At 62.9% G+C, this 18,164-nt stretch carries 16 protein-coding genes; 11 read left to right on the top strand and 5 right to left on the bottom strand.

The genetic code is table 11. From position 1 onward, the window contains the following. The first annotated feature begins 49 nt into the window (after window positions 1-49). Window positions 50-1,144 (top strand): hypothetical protein, encoded by a 1,095-nt coding sequence (locus Q7T45_RS03905; protein WP_304867839.1) that lies wholly within the window; start codon window positions 50-52, stop codon window positions 1,142-1,144. Between the two features lie 8 nt (window positions 1,145-1,152). Here Q7T45_RS03905 and Q7T45_RS03900 read toward each other — a convergent pair whose 3' ends face one another. After that, window positions 1,153-2,181, bottom strand: coding sequence for a ribose-phosphate pyrophosphokinase (locus tag Q7T45_RS03900; protein WP_304867837.1), 1,029 nt, complete (start codon window positions 2,179-2,181; stop codon window positions 1,153-1,155). A gap of 233 nt (window positions 2,182-2,414) precedes the next feature. Between Q7T45_RS03900 and Q7T45_RS03895 the strand changes: the two genes are divergently transcribed. From Q7T45_RS03895 to Q7T45_RS03885, 3 genes are all read left to right on the top strand, one after another. After that, window positions 2,415-2,822: an Hsp20/alpha crystallin family protein gene (locus tag Q7T45_RS03895; protein WP_304867836.1), complete on the top strand. Its 408-nt coding sequence runs from the start codon at window positions 2,415-2,417 to the stop codon at window positions 2,820-2,822. Between the two features lie 9 nt (window positions 2,823-2,831). Beyond that, the gene (lon, locus tag Q7T45_RS03890) at window positions 2,832-5,231 is read left to right on the top strand and encodes an endopeptidase La (RefSeq protein ID WP_304867834.1); all 2,400 of its coding nucleotides are present in this window, start codon (window positions 2,832-2,834) and stop codon (window positions 5,229-5,231) included. Window positions 5,232-5,296: 65 nt separating this feature from the next. Further along, on the top strand, window positions 5,297-5,983 hold the full coding sequence (locus Q7T45_RS03885) for a CBS domain-containing protein (RefSeq protein WP_304867831.1): 687 nt from the start codon (window positions 5,297-5,299) through the stop codon (window positions 5,981-5,983). Here the strand turns inward: Q7T45_RS03885 and Q7T45_RS03880 are convergent. Further along, the gene (locus Q7T45_RS03880; protein WP_304867829.1) at window positions 5,963-7,090 is read right to left on the bottom strand and encodes an alpha/beta fold hydrolase; all 1,128 of its coding nucleotides are present in this window, start codon (window positions 7,088-7,090) and stop codon (window positions 5,963-5,965) included. The two genes, Q7T45_RS03885 and Q7T45_RS03880, sit on opposite strands and share 21 nt — an antisense overlap. 298 nt (window positions 7,091-7,388) lie before the next feature. Here Q7T45_RS03880 and Q7T45_RS03875 point away from each other — a divergent pair, with 298 nt between their 5' ends. The 4 genes from Q7T45_RS03875 (at window position 7,389) to Q7T45_RS03860 (ending at window position 10,606) form a co-directional block, all read left to right on the top strand. Beyond that, the gene (locus Q7T45_RS03875; protein WP_304867827.1) at window positions 7,389-7,928 is read left to right on the top strand and encodes an Hsp20/alpha crystallin family protein; all 540 of its coding nucleotides are present in this window, start codon (window positions 7,389-7,391) and stop codon (window positions 7,926-7,928) included. A gap of 86 nt (window positions 7,929-8,014) precedes the next feature. Continuing rightward, on the top strand, window positions 8,015-9,637 hold the full coding sequence (groL, locus tag Q7T45_RS03870) for a chaperonin GroEL (protein ID WP_304867825.1): 1,623 nt from the start codon (window positions 8,015-8,017) through the stop codon (window positions 9,635-9,637). Between the two features lie 64 nt (window positions 9,638-9,701). Continuing rightward, entirely contained in the window at window positions 9,702-9,980 is a 279-nt protein-coding gene (locus Q7T45_RS03865; RefSeq protein WP_304867822.1) for a hypothetical protein, read from the top strand. Between the two features lie 224 nt (window positions 9,981-10,204). Further along, window positions 10,205-10,606 carry a YkvA family protein gene (locus Q7T45_RS03860; protein WP_304867820.1) on the top strand — a complete coding sequence of 134 codons (402 nt, stop codon included), beginning with the start codon at window positions 10,205-10,207 and terminating at the stop codon, window positions 10,604-10,606. Between the two features lie 40 nt (window positions 10,607-10,646). Here the strand turns inward: Q7T45_RS03860 and Q7T45_RS03855 are convergent, their stop codons facing one another. Both Q7T45_RS03855 and Q7T45_RS03850 read right to left on the bottom strand, forming a co-directional pair. Beyond that, complete coding sequence (locus Q7T45_RS03855; RefSeq protein ID WP_304867818.1) at window positions 10,647-12,833, bottom strand: TonB-dependent receptor; 2,187 nt, start codon at window positions 12,831-12,833, stop codon at window positions 10,647-10,649. Window positions 12,834-13,227: 394 nt separating this feature from the next. Continuing rightward, entirely contained in the window at window positions 13,228-14,595 is a 1,368-nt protein-coding gene (locus Q7T45_RS03850) for a histidine kinase (protein WP_304867816.1), read from the bottom strand. A gap of 200 nt (window positions 14,596-14,795) precedes the next feature. On the opposite strand from Q7T45_RS03850, the gene Q7T45_RS03845 reads away from it, so the two are divergent. Together Q7T45_RS03845 and fghA are read left to right on the top strand one after the other, a co-directional pair. Continuing rightward, a complete protein-coding gene (locus Q7T45_RS03845) occupies window positions 14,796-15,416 on the top strand; it encodes a response regulator transcription factor (protein WP_304867814.1) in 621 nt (206 codons plus the stop codon). 33 nt (window positions 15,417-15,449) lie between these two features. Further along, the gene (gene fghA / locus Q7T45_RS03840; protein WP_304867812.1) at window positions 15,450-16,295 is read left to right on the top strand and encodes an S-formylglutathione hydrolase; all 846 of its coding nucleotides are present in this window, start codon (window positions 15,450-15,452) and stop codon (window positions 16,293-16,295) included. 13 nt (window positions 16,296-16,308) lie between these two features. Here the strand turns inward: fghA and Q7T45_RS03835 are convergent, their stop codons facing one another. After that, a complete protein-coding gene (locus tag Q7T45_RS03835) occupies window positions 16,309-16,788 on the bottom strand; it encodes a DUF3280 domain-containing protein (protein WP_370691204.1) in 480 nt (159 codons plus the stop codon). Window positions 16,789-16,955: 167 nt separating this feature from the next. Here Q7T45_RS03835 and Q7T45_RS03830 point away from each other — a divergent pair, with 167 nt between their 5' ends. Next, window positions 16,956-18,137, top strand: a complete 1,182-nt coding sequence (locus tag Q7T45_RS03830) for an ABC transporter substrate-binding protein (RefSeq protein WP_304867808.1) — start codon at window positions 16,956-16,958, stop codon at window positions 18,135-18,137. The last annotated feature ends 27 nt before the right edge of the window (window positions 18,138-18,164 follow it).

Raw genomic sequence — 18,164 nt, 5'->3', positions numbered from 1 at the left:
TCTTGATCAGCATCAAGCCGGCCCAAATGAATCGAATTAGGCATTTCCGATGGAGCCATTGCAGACGCTACCGCAGGCCGGCAGATCTCCCGGTGAGAGGGCTGCGCCCACGCTCGGCGACAAGGTACGGTTTCTCAGCCGTCCGGCATCGTATTCGAACGCCCCCGAGCAAGTGGTCGCCCGCGAAACCCACATGTCGTGGGTGTTCATGGCGGGCGACCGCGTTTACAAGCTCAAGAAACCGGTCCGCTTCGCCTATCTCGATTTTTCAACCCTGGAACGGCGCGAGGTCGCCTGCCGCGCGGAATTCCTGCTGAACCGGCGGCTCGCTCGTGACGTCTATCTGGACGTCGTTCCGCTCACGCGTTCGCCATCCGGCCTTGCCATCTCCGGCGAGGGACTCGTGGTGGATTGGCTGGTGGTGATGCGCCGGCTCGAAGAGGATGGGACGCTCGAAGCGGCCTTGCACGGTGGCTGGCTCAAGCCCCCGCACGTTGACCGGATCGCGACCAGGCTCGGCACATTTTACGCGCATGCGCCGCGGGTCCAGATCGACCCCGAACAATACCTTGTCGGATGGCAGAAGGCGCTCAGAGACAATTGCCGCGTCTTGTTCGACGCCCGCCTTGGCCTTCCTCAGGGACGGGTGGAGCGGATCGTGCATGTCCAGCGTCGATTTTCAGAAAAATGCGCCGCGCTGTTGCTCGCAAGAATTCATGCACGCCGATACGTCGATGCCCATGGCGACCTTCGCCCTGAACATATCTGGCTCCGTGACGGCGTAACTATCATCGATTGCCTCGAATTCGACCGCAATTTGCGGGCGCTCGATCCACTCGATGAGATTGCTTTCCTGCATCTGGAGTGCGAACGCCTCGGCGGCCTGTGGGCTGCCGAGCGGATCAGGCAGCATCTGGCGCTCGCCCTCGATGACGACGCCTGCAGCGGGCTCTTTCTGTTTTATCGCAGTCATCGGGCGATGCTGCGCGCACGGTTGTCGATAGCCCATTTGTACGATGCCAATCCTCGCACTCCTGAGAAATGGCCCCGCCAGGCCCGCCGCTATCTCGATCTTGCGGCAGCCGATGCGGCGCGCCTCGAGCGTCTTCTCGGTGACCGCCTCAAGGCCCGGCCCGGCCGCTAAAACGGCCTTCAGAATACCAGGAGGTCGCCGAGCGGTTTGTCTTCATGAAGCCGGCGGATCGCTTCCGCCAGCAGCGGCGCGGCCGGTACGATATCGAGCTTGTCGCGCACCGGGCCGGCGGGCAACCGGAACGGCGGCACGACGTCGGTGGCGATGATGCGGTCGATGGCGGGATCGGCAAGCGCGGTTTCGGCCCCCGGCATGAACAGGCCATGGGCAACGCACGCGAGCACCCGCCGGGCGCCGCGGACGCGCGCGGCCCGCGCCGCCCGCACCAGGGTGCCGCCGGTGCTGATGAGGTCATCGACGATGATGCACGTAGCGCCGTCGACGTCACCGACGAACAGGTCGCCGGAAACCACCCCGCCGCTACGGTGTTTTTCGGCGAATGCCTTGCCAATTGGACGCTCCAGCGCTGCCTCCAGTGCCTCGCGCAGCAGCTCCGCCCGCTTTCCGCCCCCCAGATCCGGCGAGATCACGCAAAGCGATTCATTGCCTACGGCTGCCCTGATCCGATCGATCATCAACGGCGCCGCCGTCAGTGCCACGGCGCGGCAACGAAAGGCATTCTCGAAAGCCGTCTCATTGTGGACTTCAAGCGTGACCACGGCGTCGCATCCGATCGCCTCGAACAACGCCGCAACGTAGCGTGTCGTCACCGGGTCGTTCGCCTTGGTACGCCGGTCCTTTCGCGAATAGCAGAGATAGGGTGCGACGGCGGTGACCCGCCCCGCGCCTGCGTCTTTCAGGGCCCCGATGAAGAACAGGAGACGGCACAGCTTATCATTGGCGCTCTGCTCCGGCCCGCCATGAAGGCTGTGGATCACATAAACGTCAGCGCCGCTGACGGGATCCAGCGGTCTTGCCTTGTGCTCGCCATCCTCGAACTCCCGCTCCTCATGCGCACTGAGGGGATGACCGAGGATATTGCTGATCTTGCGGCCGAGACCGTCGGTTCCGTTCAGGGCGAACAGCCGAAGCTGGCGGTGACTTGCAACCGAAGCCGACGCAGCCGGCGACCAGATCGGATCTTCCATCACTCGCCTCAATCTTAGAACAAAGCGAGGCGCGGGCGCCAAGGCTCGGCGAAAATCCGGCCATCGATTGCCATGCTTGATAGACAACCGACCCGGACACGCCCTTGATTTGGGTCAATAACGCCATGCTCCCGGGCCTGTCTGGTGGGATCTTCAATCCGGCAAGCGGCCCACATTTGGCAAATGCCGAACACGATCCTATCTAGAAATTGAATGCGGACGAAAGACACGAAATGCCCCCCAAGGACCCCATCAACTGGATGCTGTCCGACGCGATCGAGACGCTGGCGCGCGCCGAGCGACTGCAGCAGCAGTTCCTGAACCTGCGGCCCCTAGCCGGTTCGCGCGAACCGAGCTGGGAGCCACCGATCGACGTGCTGGAGACCGAACGCGAGGTGCTGATCTTCATCGCGCTGCCCGGCGTCAATCCCGATGAGGTCGAAGCGGAGATCGATCAGGGAGTCCTTGTCGTCAGCGGACACCGGGTGTTGCCCCCGGAACTACGCAACGCGCGAATCCTTCGCCTCGAACTGCCGCAGGGGCGGTTCGAACGGCGCATCAAGTTGCCGCTGGGCCGCTACACCATCAGCCGTTTCGCCACCAACGGCTGCATCGGCTTGCGGCTCGCCAAGTCTAGTTGAGGAATATCCATGTCGTCGGTCAATGACACCGCTGCGTCGAGCCCGCCCCCCGGCTCATCCTCCGGACAGTCGGTTTCGATTCCGGCAGATGCCCTCATCATCGTGCCGGTGCGCAATATCGTTCTGTTTCCGGGTGTGGTGTTCCCGATCACGATCGGCCGGCCGCAATCGGTCGCCGCCGCCCAGCAGGCCGTGCGCGAGCAGCGGCCGATCGGCCTGCTGCTGCAACGCGATCCTGAACTGGGCGAGCCGGGACCCGAGGATCTCCATCCTGTCGGCACGCTCGCCAATATCGTGCGTTACATCACCGGACCCGACGACACGCATCATATCGTTTGCCAGGGTGTCCAGCGCATCCGGGTGCTCGATTTCCTGCCGGGGACGCCGTTCCTGGCCGCCCGCGTGCTGCATATACCGGAGCCCACTACGAGTTCGCCGGAAATCGAGGCCCGTTTCCTGAACCTGCAACGGCAGGCCATTGAAGCCGCGGAATTGCTGCCGCAGGCGCCGCAGGAACTGATCGCCGTCCTGCAGGGCACCACCTCGCCCTCGACCCTGGCCGACCTTGCAACGGCCTACATGGATATCAAGCCGCAGGAGAAGCAGGAGATTCTCGAGACCGTCGATCTCTCGCTTCGCATGGACAAGGTTTCGCGGCATCTGGCCGAGCGCATCGAGGTGCTGCGGCTCAGCAACGAAATCGGCAAGCAGACCAAGGCCACGTTCGATGAACGGCAGCGCGAGGCGATTCTTCGCGAGCAAATGGCGACCATCCAGCGCCAGCTCGGCGAAGGCGACGGCAAGGCGCAGGAAGCGGAGGAACTGAACGCGGCCATCGCCAAGGCCAATATGCCGGCCGAGGCGGAAAGCCAGGCGCGAAAGGAAGTCCGCCGCTACGAGCGCATGCCCGAGGGCGCCGCCGAGGCCGGCATGGTCCGCAGCTATCTCGACTGGCTGATCGAACTGCCCTGGAGCCTGCCGGAAGAAAAGCCGATCGACATCGCCGAGGCGCGGCGCATTCTCGATGAGGATCACTACGGCCTCGAGAAGATCAAGCGCCGGATCATCGAATATCTCGCGGTCAGGAAGCTGGCCCCCCAGGGCAAGGCGCCGATCCTGTGTTTCGTCGGCCCGCCCGGCGTCGGCAAGACCTCGCTGGGACAATCCATCGCCCGCGCGATGGAGCGGCCGTTCGTGCGCGTCAGCCTCGGCGGCGTTCATGACGAAGCGGAAATCCGCGGCCACCGCCGTACCTATATCGGCGCGCTGCCCGGCAACATCATCCAGGCAATCAAGAAGGCTGGATCGCGCAATTGTGTGATGATGCTGGACGAGATCGACAAGATGGGGCGCGGGATCCAGGGCGATCCCTCGGCGGCGATGCTGGAAGTGCTCGATCCCGAGCAGAACGGGACGTTCCGCGACAACTATCTCGGCGTGCCGTTCGACCTCTCGCGCGTGGTGTTCGTGGCCACCGCCAACATGCTCGACAGCATTCCGGGTCCGCTGCTGGACCGGATGGAGATCATCAGCCTTGCCGGCTACACCGAAGAGGAGAAACTGGAGATCGCGCGGCGCTATCTGGTCCGCCGCCAACTGGAGGCCAACGGCCTGAAGCCCGAGCAGGTCGAAATCGATGCGGACGCGCTCAGGCTCATCATCAAGGGATATACCCGCGAAGCAGGCGTCCGTAATCTGGAACGGGAGATCGGCAAGGCTTTCCGCAATGTGGCGGTCCAGGTCGCGGAAGGCAGTGCCAGCCGTGTTGTCCTCACCCCCGGGGAAATCGCGCCCGTTCTCGGCCAGCCCCGGTTCGAAAACGAAATCGCGATGCGCACAAGTGTGCCCGGCGTTGCCACCGGGCTCGCCTGGACACCAGTAGGCGGCGATATTCTCTTCATCGAGGCGACCCGCACGGCAGGCAAAGGCACGCTGATCCTCACCGGTCAGCTTGGCGAGGTCATGCGCGAAAGCGTGCAGGCCGCGCTGACCCTGGTGAAGAGCCGCGCGTCGCAGCTCGGTATCAACCCTGCGCTGTTCGAAAAGAGCGACATCCACGTCCATGTCCCCGCCGGCGCCACGCCAAAGGACGGACCGAGCGCGGGTGTCGCGATGTTCACCGCCCTCACCTCCCTGCTCACCGATCGCAATGTCAGAAGCGATACCGCCATGACCGGCGAAATATCGCTGCGAGGCCTGGTGCTTCCGGTCGGCGGCATCAAGGAAAAGGTCGTGGCCGCGGCCGCCGCCGGACTGACCCGCGTGATGTTGCCCGCGCGCAACCGGCGCGACTTCGACGACATTCCCTTGAGCGCCCGCAACCGGCTGGAGTTCATCTGGCTCGAGCGGGTTGACGACGCGGTCGGCGCGGCGCTGGAGCCAAAGGCCGCGCCGGCAACCGCGGCTTGACCTGAATCAACGACAGATGCGGGATTGCGCTCTTAGCTGAAATTGCAACGATGGAGAGATTTGCCATGCAAGCCCGCAATGTGATGGTTACGCCGGTCGTTACCGTCAAACCCTCCGCTACCGTTCAGGAGGTGGCGGCTCAGTTTCTCGAAAGAAATATCAGCGGGGCCCCGGTTGTTGACGACAACGGCAAGCTCGTCGGCATTGTCAGCGAAGGCGACCTGCTGCACCGCGTTGAGGCGGGTACCGAGCGACGACGCTCCTGGTGGCTGCGCGCCTTTGCCGATGCCGACACGCTCGCCGCCGAATATGTCAAGTCGCACAGCCGCAAGGTCGCGGATGTCATGAGCCGCACTGTCATCACGGCCGCTCCCGAGACACCGCTCCACGAGATTGCCACCGTGCTGGAGAAAAATGCGATCAAGCGGGTGCCGATCCTGGAGAACGGTCAGATCGTCGGAATCGTCAGTCGCGCCAATCTCCTTCAGGCGGTCGCCAGCGCGCGCCAGGTGCTCGAAGCGACGCCATCCGACAAGGCCATTCGCGACCGCATCCTCTCCAGCCTGCGGGCAGAGCCTTGGGCTCACACGGCCCTGTTGAACGTCACCGTATCCGACGGCGTGGTCGATCTCTGGGGACTTGCAGAATCCAAAGCCGAGCGGAAGGCCATCAAGGTCGCGGCGGAAACCACGCCCGGCGTTCGGACCGTCAATGACAATATGGTGGTTTTCTCAGGCGGCGGATGGGCCTGAGCCACTCACGTCACCGGCGGCGGCATGGTCGTCTCCGGTGGAACGAGGCAGCGGCTCGTTTAGCCAGGCTGCGATCCTCGGCCAATATTCCTCAAGGGTCCGTTTACCCATGAACAGGCCGAGATGATTGGAGGGAGCGACCTCCTCGCGAAGGTACTCCGGCGGCGTTCGCACCAGCCGTGCCACCGCGAACAGCTGTTCCGCCGCAACCACGTCATCGGCGTTTCCGGCGAGAAGATAGATCGGCAGTCGCAGGCGCGAGAGGTCGATCCTTTGCCCCAGCGCGACGAAGCCTCCGGTGGCAAGCTCGTTGCGCTTGTAGAGTTTCTCGATGACTTCGAGGTAATAGGTTCCGGGCATGTCAATCGTCCAGGCATTCCAGTTCCGGAAGATCGCTTCCAATCGCGCGAATTCCGGCGAACCGGCCGGCTGCGGCGCCTGCAGCGATTGCCTGATATCATCGGATTCAATGACGCCGCCTCGCCAGACCCTCGCCAGATTGCGGCCGATAACGCGGCCATCGCCGAGACTCACGAGATTCTTGAAGACTGCCAGGGGAGTCGCTTCTGCCATCGCCGACAATTTCGATTGCCGCGCCGCGATATCAACCGGCGTGCCGACCATCACCAGCTTGCGTACCTTGGCCGGGAACCGGGCCGCATAGATCAGCGACAACCAGCCGCCCTGGCAAAGCCCGACGAGGTCCACCGGACCACCGAGATGATCGACAAGGACATTGAGCGCGGCAAGGTAATCGTCAATTCCGAGAAATCGCATGTCGGGGCTGGCCGACCGCCAATCAGCCATGAAGAGCCGTTCAATTCCGGCATCCCGGAGGGCGGCAACGAGACTGTGCCCGGTGGCAAGGTCGGCAAGGACGGCCCCATGCAGCGCGAACGGCGAGCACAGGATGGTGGGGACACCGCACTTGACCAGGGAAAAGTCCCGGAGCCGCACCGCCTGCAGGTCGAGCGCAATCTCGCTTGCCGTCACCCCCTCCGGCGGCGGCGGCGTGCGACCGCCGTCGCCCATCATTTCCAGAAACTGCGCCGTCATGAACGACGCGGCCTCGCTGGCTGAGGCGGCGACAAGCGCCGGCCAGAACAACGCCGCATACGGGAACTGACCTCCTGGAAGCCGATCCATTTGACCCTCACCCGGCTATCGTCATCGACAACGCCGTCGCTTTCATCGCAGTTCCTGTAACGGCTCGGAACGCGGGACCGGCATCGGCCGTCTCCCTCAGCGAGTGACCTGTCTGTAACACACTATAACGCCGCCCCTCTGCCGACGTGGATTTATCTCACGCCGTCGCGTCACCAGTTCCTTTGATGAAGATCAAAGACATACGCTCCCGCAGGAATATTGGTTCTTGCGTCAAGCAACCTCTTGAGGAGTATCCATCATGGTGGAAGCTGCAACGAAATTACCCATTAAGACCGAAGAAACCTCTGCGCCGGCGGACAAGGCCGCGGACTGGCAACCCTTTGAAGTTCTGCGCAATCAGGTCGACCGGCTGTTTCATGACTTCCAGACCGGGTTCCTGCAGGCGCCGCTCTTCCGTCCGATTCCCGACATGGAAGCGTTCTGGCGGCGCGATCTCGGCTTCAACGTCTCGCCGGCGATCGACATCGTCGAGAAGGAAAAGGCATTCGAGCTGACAGCCGAACTGCCGGGCCTCGACGTCAAGGACATCGACATTCAGCTCGCCAACGGCACGCTGACGATCAAGGGCGAGAAGCAGGAGCAGAAGGAAGAGAAGACCAAGGACCGCTACGTCTCCGAGCGCCGCTACGGCTCGTTCCGCCGCTCGCTGCAGGTACCTGGCAGCGTGGACGGCGGCAAGATCGAAGCGAGCTACAAGGGCGGAGTCCTGACGGTCACGATGCCGAAGTCCCCGGACGCGCAGAACAACGAGAAGAAGATCCCCGTCACGGCAAAATAAGTGGATCAGCGGCCTCGCCGGTTGTCGGCCTTGATCGGCGAGGCCGCTGGTTGTTGTGACCACCTGTTTACGCGGAGAGACAGCGAATGGCCCACAAACAAATCCTGTTTCACTCCGCCGCCCGTGAAAAGGTCTTGCGGGGAGCCACACTGCTAGCCGATGCGGTGCGCGTCACGCTGGGGCCGAAGTCCAAATCAGTCTTGATCCAGAAAAGCTGGGGTCCGCCGATCGTCTGCAATGATGGCGTTACCATCGCCAAGGAAATCGATCTCAGGGATCCCGAAGAGAATCTCGGCGCCCAGGTGCTCCGTCAGGCGGCGGAAAGAACCGGAGACGTCGTCGGCGACGGCACCAGCACCTCGACCATCCTCGCCCATGCGATCCTTGCCGACGGCGTACGCAATGTCACGGCGGGCGCCAGCGCCATCGATCTCAAGCGCGGACTGGACCGGGCCGCGCGGGTGGCGATCGAGGCGCTGCGTGCCATGTCCCGCCCGGTGAAGACGAAGGCTGAAAAGACCCAAGTCGCGACCTTATCGGCCCACAATGACCAGACAATCGGCGCTCTCGTTGCCGATGCCATCGAGAAGGTCGGCGGCGACGGCGTGATTTCGGTCGAGGAATCCAAGACCACGGAAACCACACTCGACGTGGTCGAAGGCTTGAAATTCGATCGCGGCTTTATCTCGCCCTACTTCGTCACCGACGCCGAGCGCATGGAGTCCGTGCTGGAAGATCCATTCGTACTGCTGTGCGATCACAAGATCGGGGCGCTGCGCGACCTGATCCCGGTGCTGGAGCAGGTCGCCAAGTCCGGCCGTCCATTGCTGATCGTGGCCGAGGACATCGAGGGCGAAGCGCTGGCGACGCTGATCGTGAACCGGCTCCGCGGCGTTCTCAAGGGGTGCGCGGTCAAGGCGCCCGGTTTCGGGGACCGGCGCAAGGCGATGCTGGAAGACATCGCAATCCTGACCGGCGCGCAGGTCATCTCCGAAGAAATCGGTCTCAAGCTCGAGAATGTCACCTTGCAACAGCTCGGGCGCGCCGCGCGGGTGGTCGCGGACAAGGAAAATACCACGCTGATCGGCAGCGGCGGCGACCGTGTCCGGATCGATGGCCGCATTGCGCAGATCCGGCGCGAGATCGAAAAGACCACCAGTGACTACGATCGCGAGAAGCTCGAAGAGCGGCTCGCCAAACTGGCCGGCGGCGTCGCGGTAATCCGGGTCGGCGCCCCGACCGAGGCGGAGATGAAGGCCAAGAAGGAGGCACTCGACGACGCCATCAGTTCCACCAAGGCGGCGGTGGCCGAGGGAATCGTGCCGGGCGGCGGTCTCGCGCTGCTCAAATGCATCGAAGCGGTGGCCCGGGAAGAAACCGCCTGCGAAGGCGACGAGCGGACCGGCGTCCAGATTTTGAAGCGGGCGCTGGAAGCCCCTGCCCGCCAGATCGCGGAGAATTCCGCCGTGGACGGCGGCGTCGTGATCGCCCGGATGCTGGGCGGTCAGGGCAATTTCGGCTTCGACGCCGCACGCAAGGAATATGTCGACCTGGTCGAGGCCGGCATCATCGATCCCGCGAAGGTGGTTCGTACCGCGCTGGAAAATGCCGTTTCGGTCGCCAGCGTGCTGCTGCTCACCGAAGCGACCATGACGGAGATACCGGAGCCGAAGCGAGAGCGACCGACTGAACCGGAAATGGCGATGTGACGTGCGGACGCGAAGCGAGGGCGCCAACCGATCGACAGGCGTGATACTGCACGATCGCCTGGCCATGAGCCTGATCGCAGGAGCAGTCATGATGGCGTCAGGCAGCCTGCCCGCCGGCGCGGTGACCCCCGAGGAGGCCTTCACGGCCGGTTGCGGCGGCTGCCATGCGTCGGACACGAAGATCCTGCGCAAAATTCCCAGCGGCTCGGAGACGGTCAGGCGCGCATGGATCCTGAATTTCATGGCTAGCCACCCCAATGAAAAGGACGCGGTCAAGGCGGAAATCGTCGAATACCTCGTTGCAAAGAGTGCGGCTTCAAGAAGCTGGTGGCAGTTCTGGTGAGTTGTGGCCCTGACCGCAGTGAGACCGCAAGGCACGAAGCCGTATTCCCGGCGAATTTGATCCATCGCAACGACGACGCCCCGGCATCTGCGTAACTTGAATTTGCGGACGTCCACTTCCCCGGACGCAACCGCCAGACTTCGGGATGCTCCTGGGCTCCGCTCGAGAGCATCTTTTTGCCGGGGCGCTTTGGCGGATGGCGACTGGTACTGTAAAAAGACCAGATGCTCTCCCGTAACCAGATGTTCTCCCGTATCAAGACCTGGGCGCGCCGCCTCAAGCGAGACGCTCACGCGATCTATCTGGCTTCCCGCGATCCGCGCGTGCCATGGTACGCGAAGGCTCTCGCGATCGCCGTCGCTGCCTATGCGCTTTCGCCGATCGACCTGATCCCGGACTTCATTCCGGTCATCGGCTATTTCGACGAGTTGTTGATCCTTCCCTTGGGGATCTGGTTCGTGGTGCGGCTCATCCCCGACGAGGTCATGGTCGAGTATCGCGCCAGGGCAACCGAGGCCGGGCAGCGTCCAACCAGCCGGGCCGGAATGGCCGCGATCCTTCTGGTATGGACGGTGGGCGGGCTGACGCTGGGATGGTTCTTGTATGCCTGGTGGATCCGACCATGACGGGCCGCCCCGCCCGGCATCCCTGCCACGCCCGCCAGCCTTAGAATGTCGCCTTCAGGCCCGCGTAAAAGGCGCGCGGCCGCGCCGGGCTGACCGAACGGGCATCGGTGAACTCCGCCCCGCCATTGGCGAAATTGGGGACATCATCGGTCTGGAAAAAGGTGCCGTGGGTCGCGTAGCGACGGTCGAAGATATTGTCGACACGCCCGTAGATCTGGAGCGTCTTGTTGATCTGATACGACGCATGCGTGTTGAAAACCGCATACGACGGTAGCCTCGCCGCCTGATTGGATTCGTCGCCGACAAAATACTGGTCGCTGACGAATAATGCATCCCCTCCGACCTTGAGTTGATCGGTGACCCAGTAGTCGATACCGGCCTTGATCCGGTTGCGGGGAATCGACGGAATTCGATTGCCCGGCAGGACCTGGACGTTGCCGTCAACGGCGAACGGACTGGCGGAAGGGAGCTGCAGAGCGGTGAGGAAGCGCGCGTCCACCAGGGCATAGCTGGCATAGAGCTGCATCGTCTTCGATGTGAGATTGACCTGTGCCTCGATGCCCTGGCGGCGCGTCGAGCCTACATTCTGGAAATAGCCAAATCCCTGAAACTCCGGACTCGGAATCGCCATGATGTCATCGTTGTTCTCCGCGCGGAATCCGCCGAGCTTCCAGCTGAAGGTGCCGATGTTCAGCTCCTTGCTGCCGCGCAGACCGAGTTCCACGGTGCGGGAGACCACCTGCTTCAGCGGCGGGTCGGCGACGAGGAATGCGGCGAGCATACAAGGGCGTGCGGAGTCGGCGCAGGCGAGCTCCAGCGGGGTCGGCGCGCGATTGGCCTCGGAATAGCCGGCGTAGGCCGTCAAGCCGGAATTGATCTTGTAGGTGGCGCCGATGATCGGATTGAAGCGGCTGAACGTATGCTCGCCGTTGAGCGCGGTGCCGATCTGATCCTCCAGCCGGATCTGCGCATGGTTGAACCGCCCGCCCCCCGTGATCGAAAACGCATCCGTCACGTCGAACGTGTCGAGGGCGTAGAGACCGGTGTAGCGGTTGGTGGCGCGAAGCGAGACCGGGCCGATCACGGTCGGTTCGCCGGACGGTCCGAGAAATATGCCGCTGCCGTTGACGACGTAGTTCGAGCCGATGGTTCCCAATTCCGCACTGGCCCCGAACCGGGTCACGCCGGAGTCGAGACTGGCGCCGACCATGAATTGATTGTTGTGCCCGAACACCTGGTCGGTGTTGGTCGCCTGCAAGCTTCCGCCCGTCGTCGTCGAGCGCGTTGTGGTCCGGTCGATCTGCCCCAGTATGGCATCGGCAGGGAATGGATTGACGAGCTGGAGTCCATTGAGGCCGTTGGCAGCAACATCGTCATTGTTGAAACAAAGCAGTCCCGGGTCGGCTGCGCAGCGAACGGTCTCGGTCGGATTGCCATCCACCGTCTTCTGCCGGAACGCGCGCACGCGCGCCGAGCCTTCGATCGTCCAGGTCGGCGTGGCCTCGACCTTTCCGGTCAGATTGACATAGGCAACCTGGTTGTTTGTCGTCTGCGGCGTGGTGTAGGTCGCGCCCCAATAATTCTGCAGCAGTTCGACCGGCACCGTCGCAGCGGCGCCGAACTTGTTATTGGCGACGCCCACATTGAGGTGGAATTCGCTGCTGTCGGTCCGATAGCCGACGTCGCCATAGAAGCGGCGGACCTTCGACTCCGAAAAATTTCGAAAACCGCCGTCGCGCAATCCTTCGAGAGCGCCGTAAACGGAAAAGCTGTCGATCTGTTTTCCCCATTGCGCCGAGCTCTGGATGCGGCCGAACGAGCCGCCCATCGTGTTGATCTCGGCACCCTGATAGTTGAAGCCATCCTTCATCAGTACGTTAACCGCCCCGCCCAACGCATTGAGTCCAAAGGCGGGATTGTTGGTCACGACGGTGACCGACCTGATCGCGGCGGTCGGGATCAGATCCCAGTTGACGGTGTCGCCGAAGGCCTCGTTGATGCGCGTGCCGTTCTGGTAAACCGCTAGTCCCTGCGGCGTACCGGAGACCGGGGATGCGACAAACCCGCGAAATTGGATGTCCGGCTGAAATGGATTGCCGCTCACTTCGCTGGTGACGATCCCCGGCACCTGTTGCTGCAGGGCGTCGGCGATGTTGAGCGAGCCGGTGCGCTCGATCTGCCTCGCGCCGAACGCGTTGACGGCCGACGGCACCTTGTCGACATCCATTCCCGAACCGGCCGTCGGCGTCGGCGCGGTCGGGTAGACGAAGACCCTGCGAACGTTCCTGGTGGCCCGGGCCGTATTTCGGTTGCGGGCTGGTCTGGCGCCGGTTCCCGGGGAAACGACCTCGATGGCGGGCAATACCTCGGAGGAGGTGCCGGGCGCGGTTTGCGCTTGAGCACTCTGGATTCCAGGAACCAGACATATCGATACTGTGGATACGGTCCCGATGAACAGAGATCGAGCGCCCATTGCGTCACCCTCCACCCCACTTCCGGCTGCGTTGGCCCCGCCGGTTAGTTGCGGCTGATGATAGTGCGCCGGACAAGTTGCGCACCATTCAAAGCGTCCGGTTCCATATCGAGTCTTTTTCCCGAATAGATCGGGAAAACTTCCCGAATTATGGACGCGCGACCCCGGGAATGACGGCCTCTACCGTCACGCCGCCGTCTCCGGAGGCGACCGTGAGCGAGCCGCCCAGCGCCAAGATGCGCTCCCGCATTCCCGTCAGGCCGAGTCCCAGCCTGTGATCCGCCTTCAGTCCGCTGCCATTGTCGCGCACCCGCACCAGAGCGCCGCTGCGACGCGCCAATCCCGAAAGCAGCTCCGTGGGCTCGACGGTGACGTTGACGCAGGTGGCGCCGGCGTGGCGAAAGACATTGGTCAGGGCTTCCTGAATGGTGCGGTAGATCGTCAAATCGGCTGTTTCTCCGGTCTCGCCGAGCGACTGCGAGATCGTCGTTTCGATGACCACGCCGGGGTGCGACTCGCGCCACAGGCGCAAGAGAGCGCCGAGCGCTTCGCGAAGACCAAGCTCCGTCAATCCCACCGGCCGCAGTTTTTCCAGAACCCGCCGATTGGATCGCTGCAAGGCGTTCACCTGTTCCAGGATGGCAGTGCCGTGCTTTCGCGCGACCTCCACGTTCGGTTCGCCTGAATCTGCGATCCGCGTCAGTGCGCTGGCATGGGCGCGTAGCGCGAAGAGATAGGGGCCGAATTCGTCGTGCAGTTCCCGCGCAATCTCCTTGCGTTCGACATCCTGCAGCGAGACGACGCGCTCGGCCAGACGCCGCTTGTCTTCAACGGCGTTCTCCAGCGTCGCGGCAAGATGATTCAACTTGTCGCAAATGGCGGCAAGTTCCGGCGGGCCATCCGGTTTCACGCGGGTGTCGTAACCACCGGATTCGATTTTCGCCATCGCCTCCGAAAGCATCTGGATGGGCGCAAGGGCCCGGCCGACGACCCTGGTCGTAATGAGGAAGAGCACGATCGCGATCACGGAGCCGATTAGCAGCTGGGTGACGATTCCGTCCCAGATCTCGGCCATCTCATCGTTCGGATGCGAGGTGATCAGGAGCGACTCCGATTTCCCATGAATAGAAATCGGCACGCTCACCGCGGTCTTTTCCGGGTGAACCAGCGTGATGAACCATGCCGGTGGCGAACGTGAATCGTCATTGTCGCCGGATCGGTCCGTCTGCCCTGCTCTCGCCACAGTATCAATCTGCCGTGTGATACTGACATGACGCAGCCGGTTGAGGTCGTGAACGATCTGATTCAACCGCGCATCGGGATCCGGAGCCTCGTTCAGTCCTGCGACGATCGTTTCGATGAATTCACGCGCCAGCCGCACGACGCTTTGGTCCTCGGCCTGAACACGGGGTGCCGCCTCCAGCACCAGCCGCGCAATATTGGCGGCCAGACCGAGCATCAGGACGAGCGCGAGCAGCAGGTTAATGCGGGCACGCAACGAGAGTTTTTGCCACATAGCGCTTGTCCACGAGCTAGGGGTATTCGATTCCCCACCGGGGAGCGTTGACAGATAAGGGAGGCGGCTATCTAATTGGAACGTACAGCATTATCGCTCCAGCTGCATAATCGTCGACGGCAAGCATGGCGCCGCCATTCGCGCCATCGATTTGATCTGATGCGGTGCAGCAACGACGCGGGTACCCGGGACCAATGCCAATGCGCGTTCTGATCGTTGATGATCATCGCATCGTTGCTTCAGGGTGCCGCGCATTGTTCGCGGACGACCCCGACATCGACATCCTGGAAGCGTCCGACGCCGAGAGCGGCGAGCGCGCCTTTGGAAGAGAGCATCCGGACATCTGCGTTCTCGATATCAACCTGCCCACGGTGTCCGGGTATGAATTGGCCAAGCGCATCCTCGGGCTCGATGCATCCGCGCGCATCATCATGTTCAGCATGAACGATGATCCCGTGTTCGCCGCCCGCGCCATCGAGGTCGGCGCCAAGGGTTATGTCTCCAAGACCGGCGATCCCCGGGATCTTGTCGAGGCCGTCCGTGAAGTCGGAAAGGGCGGAGTCTATTTGCCTGCGGCGATGGCGCAAAGCATCGCCTTCGGGGGTCCCGCGTTCGCGCAGAATCCGCTGTCGAAACTGACTACCCGCGAGATGGAGATCTTGCGCCTGCTCAGTGCGGGAAAGAATCTCTCCGAAATCGCATGGCTGGTTCGCTCCTCCTACAAGACTGTTGCCAACACCTCCTCGATCATGCGCCAGAAGCTCGGGGTGCGGACCTCCGCCGAACTGGTGCGGCTGGCCATCGACAACGGCGTCGCCTGAAATGGCGTCGCGCGCTGCTGGAGTCGTAAGGTCATGACAATTCAAACCGTTTCACTCAACAAATCCTATGACGGCGTGCAAGGCGTCTACAAGCACGCCAGTCGCGAGACCGGGACGGAGATGACCTTTTCGGTCTACGTGCCGCCGCATCGCGAGGGCGCCAGGCTGCCGGTGGTCTGGTATCTGTCGGGTTTGACCTGTACCCACGCCAACGTCACCGAAAAGGGCGAATTCCGCCGCTCATGTGCCGAACTCGGACTGATCCTGGTCGCGCCGGACACCAGCCCGCGCGGAGAAAATGTGCCCGGCGACCCCGCGAAGGCCTATGATTTCGGTCTCGGCGCCGGCTTCTATGTCGATGCGATGCAGGAGCCGTTCGCCCGCAATTACCGCATGTGGAGCTATGTCACGGCAGAATTGCCGGAACTGGTCGCCGCGCATTTTCCCGTCGATGCCATCAGGCAATCCATCTTCGGTCACTCCATGGGCGGTCACGGGGCACTGACCAGCGCATTGCGCCATCCCGATCGTTACCGCGCCGCCAGCGCCTTCGCACCGATCGTCGCTCCCTCGCAAGTGCCGTGGGGCATCAAGGCGCTGGGCGGCTATCTCGGCAACGACAAGCCAAGCTGGCGCAGGCATGACGCGGTGGCGCTGATCGAGGACGGCGCCAAATTCTCCGACCTGCTGGTGGATTATGGCGGCGCCGATCCGTTTCTGGCCGAGCAGCTTCGTCCCGAATTGCTGCAGGCCGCCTGCGAGAAGGCAAACATCCCCCTCACCTTGCGCCGCCAGGAAGGTTACGACCACAGCTACTACTTCATCTCCACCTTCATGAGCGATCATCTGCGCTGGCACGCCGCGCGCCTGAAAGCCTGAACCAGCCGCTAACCTATTGTAGCTGCGGCGCCCCGTAATTGGGCGCGAGCAGCCGGTTGCGCAACAGATAGTTCATCGCGCGCGACCAGGATTCGTCGGTATTGCCGCGAAGGTCGACGCTCATCGAGGCGACCAGCCGTCCGGTTTGGGTGTCGCGCACAAAGATGTTGATGTTGAGAATGAGGGCCGAGACCTTTTGCACCAAACCGGTGATGGCGAGGTCGGCACCGAGCTTGAGCGCCAATTGCACGTCGCAACCGCCGCAGGCCTGCAGATTGCTGCCCTGCGCCGCCGCACTGACCGGCGCGATGTCGAGCACCTGGAACTTGCCGGATTCGGCCAGTTCCCGGCGCAACTGCTGGCCGGCGCGCACCAGCCTCTCCTGCTCGCCGGTCTGCGATCCCTTAACCTCGCCTTCGGCGCTGGTATCCATCAGTTCGAAATCGAACACCGCGACTTTCGGAGGATCGGCATGCGCCGGCGCTGCAAGCATCAGCATCAGCAGCACCGGACCGACAAAATTCACTCTCATGATCGTGATCCATTAACGCGACCGTGCGCCCGCGACGAAATCCGGGGTTGCAACCTAGGGCAATTCAGTCATGTTTCAAGCTAAAGCTCCCTCGCCGGTCAAGCGACGAGAAACGACAGGGAAGAAATATGATCCGATGGTTGGTCGCGGCGATCGGCCTTTGCGTCGTGGCCACCCACGCGCTCGCCGCCGACCCGATCGAGATCGGCATCGGCTATCTCGGCCATGCCGGCGTGAAATCGAAACTGTCGCTGGTCGAACAGCCCTCGGCGAATGACGGCCTTGCTGGCGCGCGCCTCGCGATCGAGGACAACAACACGACCGGAAAATTTCTCAACCAGCGCTTCACGCTGGAAGAAATCAGACTCAAGGAGGACGACGACGTCGCCAAGGCGGCGGTGGCACTCGCCGGCCGCAACGGTTTTATTATCGCCGACCTTGCCGCCGACGCGCTGTTGAAGGCCGCCGATGCGCTCCGCGATCGCGGAACCGTGTTGTTGAACGCGGGATCGCTCGACGACCGGCTGCGCGAGCAGGATTGCCGTGCCAATGTGATCCACATTGCCCCGACCCGCTCGATGCTCGCGGACGCGCTGGCGCAATATCTGGTGTGGAAGCAATGGAAACGCTGGCTGCTGGTAGCCGGTTCGCACGAGCCGGACAAGCTCTACGCCGAGGCGCTGCGCCGCGCCGCCACGCGCTTTGGCGCGAAGATCGTACAGGAGCGAACGTTCGACGACACCGGCGGCGCCCGCCGTACCGACAGCGGCGTCACCCTGATCCAGCGCCAGATGCCCGTGTTCACGCAGCAGGCGCCGGCCTATGACGTCCTGGTCGCGGCCGACGAGAGCGAGGTCTTCGCATCTTACCTGCCCTACCGCACCTGGGATCCGCGACCGATCGCCGGCTCCGCGGGTCTGGTGCCCTTGAGCTGGGACGGCGCGCACGACCAGTGGGGCGCGATCCAGATGCAGAACCGCTTCTTCAAGCTGAATTCGCGGCGCATGACGGCGCTGGACATGCAGGCCTGGACCGCCGCGCGCATGATCGGCGAAGCCACATCGCGCACCAATTCCGGCGATCCGAAAGCCGTGTTCGACTTTCTCAAGCGACCGGACTTTTCCGTCGCAGCGTTCAAGGGCCAGCGGCTGACGCTGCGGGACTGGAATTTTCAGCTTCGCCAGCCCATCCTGCTGGTCGACGGCCGCATGGTGGTCTCGGTTTCGCCGCAAGAAGGTTTCCTGCATCAGGTATCGGAACTCGATACGCTCGGCGTCGATCGCCCCGAGACCAAATGCAAGCTGCGTTGAGGCAACCTTTATTGAAGACCCGGAGTT

It is taken from the genome of Bradyrhizobium sp. (assembly GCF_030646015.1).
In the GTDB taxonomy this organism is placed as follows: domain Bacteria; phylum Pseudomonadota; class Alphaproteobacteria; order Rhizobiales; family Xanthobacteraceae; genus Bradyrhizobium.
The sequence above is the reverse complement of the archived record's forward strand: the minus strand, read 5'-3'. Positions and strand labels throughout refer to the sequence as shown.

Bases quoted from the DNA above. Each gene is read 5' to 3' on its own strand.
- Q7T45_RS03905 (WP_304867839.1), top strand. From the start codon at position 50: ATGGAGCCATTGCAGACGCTACCGCAGGCCGGCAGATCTCCCGGTGAG.
- Q7T45_RS03900 (WP_304867837.1), bottom strand. From the start codon at position 2,181: ATGGAAGATCCGATCTGGTCGCCGGCTGCGTCGGCTTCGGTTGCAAGT.
- Q7T45_RS03895 (WP_304867836.1), top strand. From the start codon at position 2,415: ATGCCCCCCAAGGACCCCATCAACTGGATGCTGTCCGACGCGATCGAG.
- lon (WP_304867834.1), top strand. From the start codon at position 2,832: ATGTCGTCGGTCAATGACACCGCTGCGTCGAGCCCGCCCCCCGGCTCA.
- Q7T45_RS03885 (WP_304867831.1), top strand. From the start codon at position 5,297: ATGCAAGCCCGCAATGTGATGGTTACGCCGGTCGTTACCGTCAAACCC.
- Q7T45_RS03875 (WP_304867827.1), top strand. From the start codon at position 7,389: ATGGTGGAAGCTGCAACGAAATTACCCATTAAGACCGAAGAAACCTCT.
- groL (WP_304867825.1), top strand. From the start codon at position 8,015: ATGGCCCACAAACAAATCCTGTTTCACTCCGCCGCCCGTGAAAAGGTC.
- Q7T45_RS03865 (WP_304867822.1), top strand. From the start codon at position 9,702: ATGAGCCTGATCGCAGGAGCAGTCATGATGGCGTCAGGCAGCCTGCCC.
- Q7T45_RS03860 (WP_304867820.1), top strand. From the start codon at position 10,205: ATGCTCTCCCGTAACCAGATGTTCTCCCGTATCAAGACCTGGGCGCGC.
- Q7T45_RS03855 (WP_304867818.1), bottom strand. From the start codon at position 12,833: ATGGATGTCGACAAGGTGCCGTCGGCCGTCAACGCGTTCGGCGCGAGG.
- Q7T45_RS03850 (WP_304867816.1), bottom strand. From the start codon at position 14,595: ATGTGGCAAAAACTCTCGTTGCGTGCCCGCATTAACCTGCTGCTCGCG.
- Q7T45_RS03845 (WP_304867814.1), top strand. From the start codon at position 14,796: ATGCGCGTTCTGATCGTTGATGATCATCGCATCGTTGCTTCAGGGTGC.
- fghA (WP_304867812.1), top strand. From the start codon at position 15,450: ATGACAATTCAAACCGTTTCACTCAACAAATCCTATGACGGCGTGCAA.
- Q7T45_RS03835 (WP_370691204.1), bottom strand. From the start codon at position 16,788: ATGCTTGCAGCGCCGGCGCATGCCGATCCTCCGAAAGTCGCGGTGTTC.
- Q7T45_RS03830 (WP_304867808.1), top strand. From the start codon at position 16,956: ATGATCCGATGGTTGGTCGCGGCGATCGGCCTTTGCGTCGTGGCCACC.